At 75.6% G+C, this 14,701-nt stretch carries 5 protein-coding genes; all 5 read right to left on the bottom strand.

Features of this window, described 5'->3' with window-relative positions; all coding sequences use genetic code 11:
- Window positions 1-24: 24 nt before the first annotated feature.
- The 5 genes from ACZ4U1_RS17650 to ACZ4U1_RS17630 all read right to left on the bottom strand — a co-directional run bounded on the left by ACZ4U1_RS17650 (window position 25) and on the right by ACZ4U1_RS17630 (window position 14,403).
- Window positions 25-225: an MbtH family protein gene (locus ACZ4U1_RS17650; protein WP_467904128.1), complete on the bottom strand. Its 201-nt coding sequence runs from the start codon at window positions 223-225 to the stop codon at window positions 25-27.
- Between the two features lie 145 nt (window positions 226-370).
- On the bottom strand, window positions 371-5,656 hold the full coding sequence (locus ACZ4U1_RS17645; RefSeq protein WP_467904126.1) for an amino acid adenylation domain-containing protein: 5,286 nt from the start codon (window positions 5,654-5,656) through the stop codon (window positions 371-373).
- Complete coding sequence (locus ACZ4U1_RS17640; RefSeq protein ID WP_467904124.1) at window positions 5,653-10,230, bottom strand: non-ribosomal peptide synthetase; 4,578 nt, start codon at window positions 10,228-10,230, stop codon at window positions 5,653-5,655. Before ACZ4U1_RS17640 ends, ACZ4U1_RS17645 begins: the two co-directional genes overlap by 4 nt.
- Window positions 10,227-13,634, bottom strand: a complete 3,408-nt coding sequence (locus ACZ4U1_RS17635; protein ID WP_467904122.1) for an amino acid adenylation domain-containing protein — start codon at window positions 13,632-13,634, stop codon at window positions 10,227-10,229. Before ACZ4U1_RS17635 ends, ACZ4U1_RS17640 begins: the two co-directional genes overlap by 4 nt.
- Window positions 13,627-14,403, bottom strand: coding sequence for a thioesterase II family protein (locus tag ACZ4U1_RS17630; RefSeq protein ID WP_467904120.1), 777 nt, complete (start codon window positions 14,401-14,403; stop codon window positions 13,627-13,629). Before ACZ4U1_RS17630 ends, ACZ4U1_RS17635 begins: the two co-directional genes overlap by 8 nt.
- Window positions 14,404-14,701: the final 298 nt, after the last annotated feature.

Raw genomic sequence — 14,701 nt, 5'->3', positions numbered from 1 at the left:
CGGGACCCGACCGGCCGGCGGCGGTCAGGACCCCATGGCCCGGCGCAGGCTCAGCGGCCGCATGTCGGTCCACCGGGTCTCGATGTCGGCCAGGCACTCGTCCTTGGTCGCTGCCTGGCCGACCGCCCGCCAGCCGGCCGGGATCTCGCGGCCGGCCGGCCAGATGGAGTACTGCTCCTCGTCGTTCACGACGACGACGTACTGCTCGGTCACGGCGTCGGTCATCTCCGCTCCCTGGGGGTCGGTTCCGGTTCGGTGTGTACGGCGTGCGGCGGGCGCCGGGCGCCCCTCCCGCACAGGTCGGGTGATCTTGACGGCAGCGTGGCGGACGGGGCGGCGGGGCGAGAGTCGGGAAGCTCCCTCACCGCCGTCATGGCCTGGTGTCCGGTGTGGTGTCGGGGAGTTGCCGGGCTTGCCCCTCGCCGGCCAGCAGCTCCGCCACCTGCTCGTCGGACAACTCGGCCAGCCAGTCCAGTACTTCGTCCAGTTCCTCGCCGTCGGTCTGGGCCAGCTGGCGGGTCTGGACCAGGGCGGCCAGGCGCTCGATGGTCAGCGGGCCGCCGCTCAGCAGCTCCCCGGCCGGCAGCTCCAGTCCGAAGACGGCGCGGATGCGCACGGCGAGCCGGGTGGCGAGCAGCGAGTGGCCGCCGAGGGCGAAGAAGTCGTCGGTGACGGAGGGCCGCTCGATGCCCAGCACCTCGCTCCAGATACCGGCGAGCGAGCGTTCCACGGCGTCGCGGGGGGCGGTCCGGGCCGGTGGTGCGGGGCGGCCGGCCGTCTCGCGCGCGGCGGGTTCGGGCAGCGCGGCCAGGTCCAGTTTCCCGTGCGGGCCGACCGGGAGCCGGTCCAGCAGGCACACGGCGTCGGGCAGCAGGCCGGGGGGCAGCCGCTCGGCGAGGAAGGCGCGCAGTTCGCCGGGGTCCGGTGCCGGGGCCGTCCCGGCGACCGCCCAGGCCAGCAGGCGCGGCCGGCCGTCGGGCCCGGGGCGGGCCGCCACCACGGCGGCGCGGACCGCCGGATGGCGGCCGAGGACGGTCTCGATCTCCGCGGCCTCCACGCGCTGTCCGCGGATCTTGTACTGCCGGTCGGCCCGGCCGAGGAACTCCAGCCTCCCGTCGGGCAGGTGGCGCCCGCGGTCACCGGTGCGGTAGAGCCGGGCACCGGGGACGAAGGGGTGGGGGACGAACTTCTCCGCCGTGAGCGCGGGCTGCCCGAGGTAGCCGCGGGCCGGTGCGAGCCCGCCGATGTACAGCTCGCCCGGTGCCATGGGCGGGGCGAGGTGTCCGGCGGCGTCCAGGACGTACACCTCGGTGCCGGCGATCGGCCGCCCGATCGGCAGGCGGGTGCTGCCGGCCGGGGCCGCGGCGACCGGCTGGGCGGTGACCTCGATGGCGGTCTCGGCGGGCCCGTACAGGTTGTGCAGCTCCACTCCGGGCAGGTCCCGGGCGAAGCGCTCGGCGAGGGCGGGCGGCAGTTCCTCACCGCTGCACACCACGCGGCGCAGCACGGACGCGCAGGTCGCCACCCGGGGTTCCTCCAGGAAGGCGTCGAGCATGGACGGCACGAAGTGGCAGGTGGTGACCGCGTGCCGGGTGATCAGGCGGGCGAGGTAGTAGGGGTCGCGGTGGCCCTCGGGCCGGGCCAGGACCACGGTGGCGCCGGTCGTCAGCGGGGCGAGGAGTTCCCAGCCGGCGACGTCGAAGCTGACCGGTGTCTTGTGCAGCACGGCCTCGCCGGGGCGCAGCCCGTACTCCTGGTGCATCCACACCAGCCGGTTGGCGAGTGCGGCGTGCGTGGTCATGACGGCCTTGGGTTCGCCGGTGGAGCCCGAGGTGTGCAGGATGTTGGCCAGGTGTCCGGGGCGTACCCGCGGCGCCGGTTCCCCGGGAGTGAAAGGCTCCTCCCCGGAAAGCGGGCCCAGCACGGCCGGTGCGGGGGCGGTGTCGCCGAGTGCGGACAGCGCGCGGTGCGCCGTCTCCCGCGTGGCGATCAGTACCCGGGTGGAGGTGCCGGTCAGCTGCCGGGCGAGCCGGGCCGGCGGGTGCGAGGGGTCGAGCGGCACGTAGGCGCCGCCGGCGAGGAGCACCGCGCAGACCGCGACGACGAGGTCCGGGGAGCGGGGCAGGCACACGGCGACCGGCTGGTCGGGGCCGACGCCGAGCGCGTTCAGCCGGGCGGCCAGGCGCCGTACGCGTGTCATCAGCTCGCGGTAGGTGAGGGTTCCCTCGTCCCAGACGACCGCCCGGACGTCCGGGTGGTCATGGGCGGCCCGCTGGAGGAGGTCGTGCACGATGCCCTGGTCGAGGGCGGCGGGAGGGCCGCCGCAGACGGTGCGCACCCGTTGTCCGGCCTCTTCGTCCGTGAGCAGCGGCAGGTCGGCGACGGGGGTGCCGGGCCGGGCGAGCAGCGCGGCCAGCAGGACCGGCAGGCGGTCCATGAGGCCGGCCACGGTCGCCTCGTCGAAGAGGTCGGCGGCGTACACCGCGTGGCCCGCGAGCGAGCCGTCCGGGCGCTCGCTCAGATGCACCGACAGTTCGAACTGGGCGCCGGGTGAGGGGAGTTCGAACGGCTCGGCCCGGACGCCCGCCGCCTCCCAGGGTTCGACGGGAAGGTTCTGCAGCACCAGCAGCGTGCGTACGACGGGGGCCCGGCTGCCGTCGGGCTGCCCGCCGAGGGCGCGGACGATGTCGTGGAACGCGTTTCCCGGGTGCCCGTGGACGGCCAGACAGGCGGCGCGCACCCGGTCGAGAACGGTCGCGAAGTCCACCGGGGCGGGCGCCGTGCCGTCGTCGCACGGCCGCAGGCTGACGCGGATCGGCACGGTGTCGGCCAGCAGACCGACGTACGCGGTGTCCTCGGCCCGCCCCCGGCCGGACACGACCGTACCGACCACCATGTCGTCCTGGCCGCTCCACCGGCCGAGCAGCACCCCGAAGGCCGCCATCAGCACCATGAACGGGGTGGCCGCGTGCTCCGCCGCCCGGGCGCGCAGCCGCCCGGCGAGTCCGGCGTCGACCCGGACCGGTACCGCTCCCCCGCGCCAGGTCGGCAGGGCGGGCGCCGGGCGGTCGGTGGGCAGGGCGACCGGCTGTGCCGTACCGATCTGTGCCCGCCAGAACTCGGCGTCGGCCTCGCTGAACGCGGGGTGGGGGGCCGGGGGCCGGTGGGCGTCCGGGGGTGGCGGGGCCCCGCCCTCCGTCATCTGCCGGTAGCCGCGGGCGAGCCGGCGCAGCAGCAGGCCCAGGGACCAGCCGTCCAGCACGATGTGGTGGGCGGCGATGCCGAGCATCCACCGCGCGGGCCCCAGCCGGATCAGCAGCATCCGTACGAGCGGACCGGCGGCGAGGTCGAAGGGCTCGGCCGCCAGCCGCGCGAGGAGTTCCCGGGCGCGCGCCGCACGGCCGGCGTCGTCCTCGGCGCCGGGCAGTTCCACCACGGTGGGCCGATGGCTGTCGTCGGCCGGCCCGACCTCCACGGTGGGCAGACCGTCGGGACCCGCGGGGAACACCGAGCGCAGCACGGGTGTCGTGTCGAGGAGCCGGGCGAGGCACTCCTGGAACACGTCGCTGTCCAGCGGGCCGGTGAGGTGCAGTCCGCCCGCGATGTGGTAGGCGCCGCCCGCTCCCATCTGGTCCAGCAGCCACATCCGTTCCTGAGCGGCCGTCAGCCCCGGGGGAGCGTCGGCCGCGGGTGCGTCCGGCTCCTCCTGCGGGAGACCGGCGAGTTCGCGAGGGGTGCGTCCGCCGAGCAGGTCGGCCAGGGACACGGTGACCTTGTGCTCCTCCCGCAGCGCGGCCAGCAGCCGCACGGCGCGCAGTGAGTCCAGGCCCTGCGCGACCAGCGGCACGTCCGGGTCGAGGGCGGCCGGTGACGTACCCAGCTCGGCCGTGACGAGCCGGAGGAGCTCCGAGGGCAGCGCCTCGGAGCCTCGCGCGGCGGCGGGCGGGGCGGGCGGGGACACGGCCGCCGGTGCGAGGTCGCCGGCCAGCCAGCGGGTACGGCACTCCGCCCGGCGGATCTTGCCGCTGCTGGTCCGCGGGATCGCCCCGAGCCGCACCAGGACGACCTCGTCGACGCTCACCCCGTGGCCGTCGGCCACGCTCTCGCGTACCGCGGCGGTGATCCCGGCGACGTCGTCGGCGTCCAGCCGTCCGCGCACCTCGTGGACCAGGACGATCCGGCTGCCGGCCTCGTCGTCCACGGTGAACGCGGCGCTCCGCGCGGGCTGGAGCGCCGGGTGCGCGGCCTCCGCCGTCTGCTGGAGGTCGGGAGCGTAGTGGTTGCGCCCCCGGACGATCAGCAGATCGTCGTCGCGGCCGGTGAGGAAGAGGTCTCCGCCGTGCCGGAAGCCCAGGTCCCCGGTGCGCAGGAAGGCGCGTCCGGGGTGGCCGGCGGCGCGGGCGGCGAAGGTGTCGCGGGTCTGCCCGGGCCGTTGCCAGTAGCCGAGCGCCACCGTCGGCCCGCTGACCCACACCTCGCCCACCTCGCCCTCGGGCAGCGGGCGGCCGGTCGCGGGGTCGGCCACCAGCAGGAGGTCCTCGTCGGCGGCCCAGCCGCAGCCGACCAGTTCGCGGGTCCGCGGGCCGTCGGGCGCGACGACGGCCCGGCCCGCGTCCAGCGCGGCGCGCTCCACCCGCAGCCGGGCCGGCTCGCCCGTGCCGCGGGCCTTGCCGGAGACGAACAGCGTGGCCTCGGCGAGGCCGTAGCAGGGGACGAAGGCCGACCGGCGGAAGCCGGTGCTCGCGAAGGTCCCGGCGAACCGGTCGAGGGTGGCGCCGCGCACCGGTTCCGCGCCGACCAGGGCGTGCCGCAGCGCGGAGAGGTCCAGGGCGCGGCGGTCCTCGGGGGTGACCCGCCGGACCGCCTCACCGTAGGCGAAGTCGGGGGCGGCGGTGATCGTGGCGCGGGTGCGGGTCAGTTCGTCCAGCCAGCGTGCCGGACGGTACATGAAGGCCAGCGGGGACAGCAGGGTGCACGGGAACCCGGTGTGCAGCGGTTGCAGGATGCCGCCGATCAGCCCCATGTCGTGGTACGGCGGCAGCCAGCTGACTCCCCGGCTGTCCTCGGTGAGCCCGAGGGCGCGCGCGATGACGGCGGAGTTGTGCACCAGGTTGCCGTGGCTGACCATCACGCCCTTGGGGCGGCCGGTGGAGCCCGAGGTGTACTGGAGGAACGCGAGGTCGTCCAGGGCGGGGCGGTGTTCGGTCCAGTCCTCGGCCCGGGCCGGGTCGAGGGCGTCGCCGGCCGTCCAGCGCACCGTGCCGTCCGTGCCGAGTCCGTCGGGTGCGCCGTCCGGACCGGACAGGAACTCCTCATCGGTGAGGGCGAGTTCGGCTCCGGCGTCGGCGATCACGGCGGCCAGCCGTTCCCGGCCGCGCGCTCCGGTCGGCGGATAGACGGGCACGGCCACCGCTCCGGCGTACAGGCAGCCGAGGAAGGCACTGACGTAGTCGGGCCCGGGCTGATGGACGATCAGGACACGCCCGCCCGGGGTGACGTGCTCCTGGACGAGTGCGGCGACGGCGCGGGCACGCCGGTCGAGTGCGGCGTGGTCCAGGCGCAGACGGGCGTCCTCGCCCAGCGCGAACTCCAGGGCGAGGCGGTGCGGCGCCGTCGCGGCCCGCTCGCGCAGCAGTTCCACGAAGCCGCCGCTCATCGGCCCTCCTCCGGCTCGTCCTCGCTGATCAGGTGACGTGCGGCGCGCTGGATGGGCACGGGTTTCGCCGCCGTGTCCGCGGCCTGGTCCAGCAGGGCTGCGACGGCGGCGACGGTGGGGGCGCGCAGCAGGGCGCCGACGGACAGTTCGCCGCCGGGCAGGGACCGCAGTCTGCCGACCAGTCGGACGGCCAGGAGGGAGTGGCCGCCCAGCGCGAAGAAGTCGTCGTGGACACCGATGCGGTCCACGCCGAGGACCTCGCACCACACCCGTGTCACCGCTCGTTCGGTCGCGGTGCGCGGCGCCACGAAGCCGGTGCCGAGGGCGGGGCGCAGCCCGTCGGGCGCGGGCAGGGCGGTACGGTCCAGCTTGCCGGTGCGGCCGAGCGGCCACTCCTCCAGGACGACCAGCGAGGCCGGGACCATGAAGTCGGGCAGCGTCCGGGCCAGGTGCTCGCGCAGGCCGGCGACCACGAGGCGTTCGCGTGCCGCGCGCTGCGGGTCGTTGGTGTACGCGGCCCAGGTGCCGGTGTCCCCGTCGGGTCCGGGCAGCGGGGCGGGGGCGCCCGGCGTCGAGCCGGGGGGATGGAACTCCAGGTCCAGTGTGCCCGGTCGGGCTCCCAGGCGGGGCACCGTCGCGAGACCGGCCGCACGGGCGTGCTCGGCGAGGGCGGCCGGGTCGGCGGCGGGGGTGTCGGGGCCGGCGGCCGGCGTGCGGCGCAGGTCGTCGAGGGTCTGGTCGTCGCCGGCCGTGTGCAGCGCGCGGACGGCGTGCAGGTCCGCGGCAAGGCGGGCGTCGGGTACGGCGCGCCAGCCGAAGGGGCCCGGCTCGCCGTCGCCGGGCAGCGCGGCCGGTCCGGGCCAGGCCCGCCAGTCGGCTGCCGGGACGGGGGGCGCCCCGGCCGGCCGGGCGGTGAGGATCACGTCGTAGCGGAACCGGGTCAGTTCGTTGCGGTACGGCGAGGTCTTGGCCAGGACGGTGACGTCGGCGTCGGTGCCGGCCACCGCCTCGAACAGGGCGGGGTGCACGAGGAGTTCCTCCTCGCGTGCCGCCTGCCGTGCCACCAGCCGGCGCAGGGTGCGCACGGGGGTGGCGGGCGGGAGCCGGTGCAGCAGGACCGAGGTGTGCAGCGCGTCGAGCAGGAGCAGGTTGCGTACGTCGCCGAGGAACAGGTGGCCGCCCGGGGCGAGCAGGGACAGCGCCCCGCGCACCACGCGCACCAGGTACTCCGCGTCGGGGAAGTACTGGACGACCGAGTTGAGGATCACCGTGTCGAAGCCGCCCGCGGGCAGGCCGGAGAAGTCGTCGGCGGCCCGCTGCGAGAGTTCCACGCGTGGGCCGTCGAGCCGCTCGGTGTGGGGGCGCAGCCGTTCGATGACCTCGGCGGAGACGTCGGTGCCGTGGTAGAGCGCGCAGTCGGGGGCGATCCGGAACAGCAGCAGGCCGGTGCCGCAGCCGATCTCCAGCACCCTGCGCGGGCGCAGGGCACCGATCCGTGCCACGGTCTCCTCGACCCAGGCCCGCATCTCGGTGTCGGGGATGGGGGCGCCGGTGGCGGAGTCCACCCAGCCCACGGTGTCGAACCTGGGGTCCTCGGGGCGGGAGTGCCGGTAGGTCTCGTCGAAGACGGCGCGCCACCGGTCGACGTGGTCGGCGTGCTCGCCTGACCGGTCCTCGCGCGGACCGGCCGCCTCCGCGCGCAGGCCGACGTAGGCCGCGAGCTGCGGGTCGCCCGCCGCGTCCCGGTACGGCTCGACCACCGCCCGCTCGACGGCCGGATGGGCGCCGAGCACGGTCTCGATCTCGCCGGGCTCGATGCGCTGGCCGCGGATCTTGAGCTGGGAGTCGAGCCGGCCGAGGAAGTCGAGGGTGCCGTCCGGCAGCCAGCGGACCCGGTCTCCGGTGCGGTACAGGCGCCGTCCGGGTGCGAAGGGGTCGGGCAGGAAGCGCTCCGCGGTGAGGGCGGGGCGTCGGCGGTAGCCGCGGCCCACCGGGAGTCCGCCGAGGAAGAGTTCTCCGGGCAGGCCGGGCGGTACGGGACGCAGCCGCTCGTCCAGGACGTACGTCCGCGCGCCCGCGATCGGCGTGCCGATCGGCAGCCGGGCCCACGCCTCGGCATCGAGGCCCTCGGGTACGGTCCAGGCGGTGACGTCGATGGCCGCCTCGGTCGGGCCGTACAGGTTGTGCAGCGCCACCCCGGGCAGCACCTGCTGGACCCGGGCCGCGAGTCCGGGCGGCAGGGCCTCTCCGCTGCACACGATCCGGCGCAGTGGTCCGGCGCAGCCGGCCGCCGCGGGGTCGTCGAGGAAGGTGCGCAGCATCGAGGGGACGAAGTGGCAGGTGGTCACGGCGTGTTCGCGGATCAGCCCCGCGAGGGCGGCGGGGTCGCGGCGCCCGTCCCCGTCGGCCACCACGACCCGGGCCCCCACCGTGAGCGGCCAGAGCCATTCCCAGACCGAGACGTCGAAACCGAGCGGGGTCTTGTGCAGCACCGCCTCGCCGGGGCCGAGCCGGTAGCGCGCCTGCATCCACTGGATCCGGTTGACGACCGCCGCGTGCTCGTTCACGGCGCCCTTCGGGCGTCCCGTCGAGCCGGAGGTGTACAGCACGTAGGCGCTGGTGCCGGGCAGGACGGTGACACCGGGACGGGTGTCGGGGGCGAGCCGGATCTCCTCGTCCGTCAGGCTCAGGACGGGCGGCGGCGCCGGCTGCCCGTCCTCCCGTGCGGCGGCCGCCAGCCGGCGGGCCGTCGTGCCGGAGTCGGCGAGCACCGAGTGGACCGCGGCGTCGGCGGCGAGGCGGGCCAGGCGCCGCGGGGGCAGCGCGGGGTCCAGGGGCAGCCAGGCCGCCCCCGCCTTGAGCACTCCGAGCATCGCGGCGATCGCCTCCGCCGACCTGGGCACGGCGATCCCGACCACGTCCTCGGGGCCCACGCCCCGCCCGCGCAGGCAGTGGGCGACCCGGTTCGCACGGCGGTCCAGCTCGGCATAAGCGACCTCCTCGCCGTCGTGCACCACGGCGGGGGCCGAGGCCCGCTCGTCCGCCGTGCGCTCGAACAGCCCGGGCAGGCTCTGCCCGGCCGCGTCGCGCGCCGGTGTGCCGTGCGCGTACCGGGTCACGAGGTCACGGTCGTCGTCGCCGAGGACGTTCAGGTCCCAGACCGGGGTGTCCGGCCTGTCCACGCCGTCGGCCAGCAGCAGCCGCAGCCCGTGGGCGAGCCGGGTGACGGTGGACGGGGCGAACAGTTCCCGCGCGTACTCGATCCAGCCGGTGAGTCCGCCGTCCGGCGTGGGCGCCAGCTCCACCTCCAGCTCGAACTTGGAGGTGCCGGTCTGCACCGGCAGCACGGCCACCTCGAGGCCCGGCAGGTCCAGGCGGGGGCGCGGGGTGTTGTGCAGGACCAGCATGTGCCGCACCAGCGGGACGCGTGCTCCCGGGTCCCGTTCGGGCCGCAGTGCCTGCACGATCCGCTCGAACGGCACCTCCTGCCAGGCGTACAGGTCGGTGCAGGCGTCCCGGGCCCGTCCCACCAGGGTCCGCAACGACGGGTCCGCGCTCAGGTCCAGCCGCAGCGGCAGGGTGTTGACGAAGAACCCGATGAGCGGCTCGATCTCGGTGCGGTCGCGCCCGGCCACCGCGCAGCCCAGCAGGACGTCCTCGGCCCGTCCGGCCCAGCGCGCCAGCAGCGCGGCGAACGCCGCCGAGAGCACCATGAAGGGCGTGGCCCGTTCCCGGTCGGCGAACCGCTTGATCCGGGCCACCAGGTCCGGGGGCAGCTCCAGATCGACCCAGCCGCCCGCGTACGACTCCTCCGTGCGCCGGGGCCGGTCGGTCACCAGGTCGAGCGGGGCGGCCCCGGCGAGCCGGTCGGTCCACTTCTCCAGCAGCTCGGCGTGGCGGGGTTCCTCGGTCAGCTGCCGCTGCCAGCGGGCGAAGTCGGCGTACTGCACGCCCAGTTCCGGCAGCGGCGAGGGGCGGCCCCGCTGGAACGCCTCGTACAGGGTGCCGAGTTCGCCGATGAGGACACCGAGGGACCAGCCGTCGGCGGCGATGTGGTGCATGGACAGCTGCAGGAGGTGTTCGTCCGGGGCGAGCCGCAGCAGCGCGCAGCGCAGCATCCGGTCGCGGGCCAGGTCGAACGGGCGCGCGGCTTCTGCGGCGAGGTGCTCCTGTACGGCCTGTGCGCGCCGTTGTCCGGGCAGCCCGGACAGGTCCGTCTCGCGCAGGTCGACGGGGCCCGCCTCCTCCACGCGCGCCCAGGGCTCGTGCTCGCCGGGGAAGGTGGTGCGCAGCGACTCGTGCCGGCGCAGCACCTCGTCCAGGGCGCGGCGCAGCACGCGGGTGTCGAGCGCTCCGCGCAGCTGTGCGACGCCGGTGATGGTGTAGAGGGAGGAGTGGGGCCGGACCCGGTCGAAGAACCAGATCCGCTGCTGGGCGAAGGACAGTTCGGACCGTGCCCGGTCGGCGGCGCCCGGCACGAGCGCCGCCCGGCGCGGCTGTTCGGCGTGCTCGGCCTGCTCGTCGAGCAGCCGGTCCAGCAGCCTGCGCTGGTCGGCGGTGAGGCGGGCGCTCATTCGGCCAGGCTCCTTTTCACCTGTTCCTCGGACATGGCGCCCACCTGGAGCACCAGGCGGGCGACGCGGTCGGCGTCCACGCCCTGGGCGTCCGCCGTCGCCCGCAGGTGGGCGGCGAGGGCCGGCAGGGTGCCGGCGGCGAGGAAGCCCCGGACGGACACGTCCACCCGGAACAGGTCGCGGATCCGGGAGACCGCCTGGGTCACCAGCAGCGAGTGGCCGCCGAGTTCGAAGAAGTCGTCACCCGCCCCGACCCGGTCCACCTTCAGCACCTCGGCCCAGATGCCGGCCAGGACCCTTTCCAGAGGTCCGGCCGGTGCGACGTGGGCGACGGCCTCGGGGCGTACGGGGGTGGCGTCCGGGAGCGCGGAGCGGTCGAGCTTGCCGCTGGGCAGCAGCGGCAGCCGGTCGAGCAGGACGAAGGCCGACGGGACCATGTGCTCGGGCAGCCGCTCCCGCAGGAACCGGCGCAGCTCCCCGGAGCTGGGCGGCAGCGGGCCGGAGGCGGTGAGGTAGGCGACCAGCCGCTGGTCCAGTCCCTCCCCGCGCATCAGCACCACTCCGCGCTCCACGTCCGGGTGCGCCGCGAGGGCGACCTCGATCTCCCCGGGCTCGATGCGCAGGCCGCGCAGCTTCACCTGGTGGTCGAGGCGGCCGAGGAACTCCAGCTCGCCGGTGGAGCGCCAGCGGGCCGCGTCGCCCGTGCGGTAGAGGCGCCCTCCCGGTACGGCGCCGAAGGGGTCGGGCACGAACCGCTGGGCGGTCAGGCCCGGTCGGCGCCAGTAGCCACGGCGTACGGCCGCGCCGCCGACGAACAGTTCACCGCGCACGCCGACGGGCACCGGTTCGCCGTGCCGGTCGAGGACGTACACCCGCTGGTTGGGCAGCGGCCTGCCCCACGGGATGCTGCCCGGGACGGGTTCGGGACGGCGCACCAGGTGGTGGAGCGTGCAGTACGACGTCTCGGTCATGCCCGCCAGGTTGTACAGGCGGACGCCGGGGACCAGCCCGGCCAGCCGGTCGGCCAGGGTCGGCGCGGGCCGGTCGCCGCCGAGCACGGCCAGCCGCAGGGCGCCGCCCGGCAGGCCGCCGTGTCCGCGCGCGTGGGCCACCAGCATCTCCAGCAGGGCGGGCGCGCTGCTCCACGCGGTGACGCCCGCGTCCACGAGCAGCCGGCGCAGGCGTTCGGGGTCGGTGACGTCCTCGTCCCGGGGTACGACCACACAGCCGCCGGCCAGGAGCGGGCCGAAGATCTCGTACACGGACATGTCGTAGTTCAGTGAGGAGATCGCGAGCATGCGGTCGGACGCGTCCAGGCCCAGGCAGCGGTTCAGGCCGAGGAGGGTGTTGACGACGCCGCCGTGCTCATTGGCCGAGCCCTTGGGCACGCCCGTGGAGCCCGAGGTGTAGATGACGTAGGCGAGGGTGCGTTCGGCGGCGAGGTCGGCCGGCGGATCGGGCCGCCGCCGGGTGGACTCCTCGATCAGGACCAGCCGGGGTCCGGTGCCGTCGGCGGGCGGCGCCAGGAGGCCTCCGGCCGCGACGGAGGCGTCGGTGATGACGACGGGCACCCGGGAGTCGCGGACCATCAACCGGACCCGTTGCTGCGGATAGCGGGGGTCGAGCGGCATGTACCCCGCTCCCGCCTTCAGGATGGCGAGCAGGGCGACCACCATGTCCGCGGACTTCGGCAGGCAGACGCCCACCAGGTGTTCGGGGCCGGCGCCGAGGCCGCGCAGTTCGTGGGCGAGCGCGTTGGCGCGTTCCACGAGTTCCCGGTAGGTGAGGGTGACCTCGCCGCAGGTCACCGCGGGGGCGTCCGGGTGCTTCCCGGCCGTGCGGTCGATCAGGGGGTGCAGGCAGCCGGCGGTGTCGGCGGCGCTCGCGTCACCGTCGCCCGACAGGTCGTACAGGACGCGGTCGCGTTCCTCCGGGGAGAGCAGGGGCAGCCGGTCCACCGGCAGCTCCGGGTTCCCGGTGGCCGCCGTGAGCACGTGCACGAACGCCTGCCCGATGGCCTCGGCCGTGGTGTCCGCGAACAGGTCGGTGCTGAACTCCACCCGGCCGCGCAGCCGTCCGTCCCTGGCCGCGACGAGGTCGAGGACCAGGTCGAACTTGCTGGAGCGGCCGGTGAGCACCACGTCCAGTTCCTCCGCCCGCACGCCGTCGAGCGCGAGGTCCTCGGCCGGCGAGTCGCACAGCGCGAGCATCACCTGGACCAGCGGGACCGGCCCCTGGGAGCGGTCCGGGGCGAGCGCCTGCACCAGGTGACCGAACGGCACTTCCTGGTGGGCGTAGGCGTCGGTGCAGGTCACCCGCACCTGTTCGAGGAGCGTGGCGAACGACGGGGCGCCGTAGAGGTCCACCCGCAGGGGCAGGGTGTTGACGAAGAACCCGGCGAGCCGCTCCAGTTCGGGGTGGCTGCGGCCGGCCACCGGCGAACCGATCACCAGGTCCGGCTGTCCGCTCCACCGGGACAGTACGACGGCGAACGCGGCGACGAGGACCATGTACGGGGTGACACCCGACCGTTCGGCCAGCGCGCCCGTCTCCCGCCACAGCCGCGCGGACACGGTGAACGGCACCGAGGCTCCCCGCCAGGTCCGCTCGGCGGCGCCCGGGAAGTCGGCGGGCAGCTCCAGCACGGGGGTGTCCCTGAGCCGTTCCCGCCAGTAGGCGAGCTGTTCCTCCAGCAGCCCCTGGTCGAGCCAGGCGCGCTGCCAGACCGCGTAGTCGGCGTACTGCACGTCCAGTTCAGGCAGGCCGTGCTCCGTGCCGTGGCGGTAGGCGTTGTACAGCAGCCCGATCTCGTGCTTGAGCACGTCCAGGGTCCAGCCGTCGGCGGCGATGTGGTGCAGGCTCAGCAGCAGCACGTGGTCGTCGTCGGCCAGGCGCAGCAGCCGGGCGCGCAGCATCAGGTCGCGGGTGAGGTCGAAGGGCCGGGCCGCCTCGGCACGGCAGCGCTCGGCCACGGCGGCCTCCTGGTCCTCGGGGGCGGCCGTGCCGAGGTCGGTGACGGGCAGGGGCACGGGGCGGGGCCGTCCGACGCGCTGCTCGGGCTTTCCGCCCTCGGCCGGGAACGTGGTCCGCAGGGCCTCGTGGCGGCGCACGATCTCGGTGAGCGCCCGGCCCAGCGCCTCCTGGTCCAGCGGGCCGCGCAGCCGCATCCCGCCCGGCATGACGTAGGCGGTGGTGCCGGGGTCGGCCTGGTCGAGGAACCACAGCCGTTCCTGGGCGTAGGAGAGCGGGAACCGTGGTTCGGGTCCCGGCCGGGGGCGGCGTACCGGGCGGTTCGTCGCGGCCCGGCGCCGGGCCAGTTCCAGGGTGAGCAGGGCGCGGCGTTCGGCCGGGAGGGCGTCCGCGCGTTCCCTGGGGTCTTCGGCGGTGCTGCGGGGGTCAGCCATGTGCGACTCCTTCTGCCGCGAGCAACCGGCCGCCCACGGCGGCGTCGGCGTCCTCGACCAGGGCGGTGAGCATCTCGTCCTGCGACTGCTGGGGAAAGAAGTGGCCGCCGGGGAAGGTCCGCACGGTGTGGGCCGCCGTGGTGCGGGCTGCCCAGCCGTCGGCGGCCAGGCGGGCGTCGACGGTGGTGTCCCGCGCGCCGAGGTAGACGTGGACGGGGCAGTCGAGCGGCGGCAGGTCGCGCGCGGCCCGTCCGCCCACCAGGGCGAGGTCGGCGCGCACCAGGGGGAGCGTCTCGGCGAGGTACCGCGGGTCGTCGAGGAGTTCGGCGGTGGCGCCGCCCCAGGCCCGCAGCAGGCCGGTCAGGTCCGCGTCGGACAGGGTGTCGAGTCCGGCGGGCAGCGGCCGGTCCGGCGGGTCACCGGCGGCGGCGACGAGGGCGGCGGGCCGCCAGCCGCGCTCGGCGCGCAGCAGCTGGGCGAGGTCGTGGGCGATGACCGCTCCCATGCTGTGGCCGTACAGCAGCACGGGCCGGCCCAGCAACGGCAGGAGGTCGGCGGCGAGTTCGGCGCACAGCGCGTCGAGATCGGTGAGCGGCGGCTCGGCGGACCGGGCACCGTGTCCGGGCAGTTCCACGGCGGCGACGCCCAGGGCCGGCGGAAGCCGGTCGGACCAGCTCCGGAACTGGTGCGCGCCGCCGCCTCCGGGCGGCACGCACAGCAGCCACATCCGGACCTCCTCGCTCCTGTACCAGAGCCGCAACGAGTTCATGGGGCCAGGTTCTTGGCGCGCCCGGGCGGGGCGACAGTCGGGACATTCCCTTACCTCCACGCCGGGAGCCCGTGCGCGCCGCGGTGGTCCTGGCGCGGGGTCCGCACGGACGGGGGGTGGCAGGGGCGGCGGCCGGTGCGGTCCACCGAGCAGCTTCGGTTCCGGGTGGGGGACGGGCCAGTCGGGAGAACTCCCGATTGGCGGGCCGGTGGCACCCTGCCAGAGTCGGTCCATGACCTTGCGGACTGTGGCGTGCGGCATGCGCGGAAGCCTCCCGGCACCGGCGGAATCACCGCGG

This window comes from Streptomyces sp. NPDC028928 (assembly GCF_055564915.1).
The sequence above is the reverse complement of the archived record's forward strand: the minus strand, read 5'-3'. Positions and strand labels throughout refer to the sequence as shown.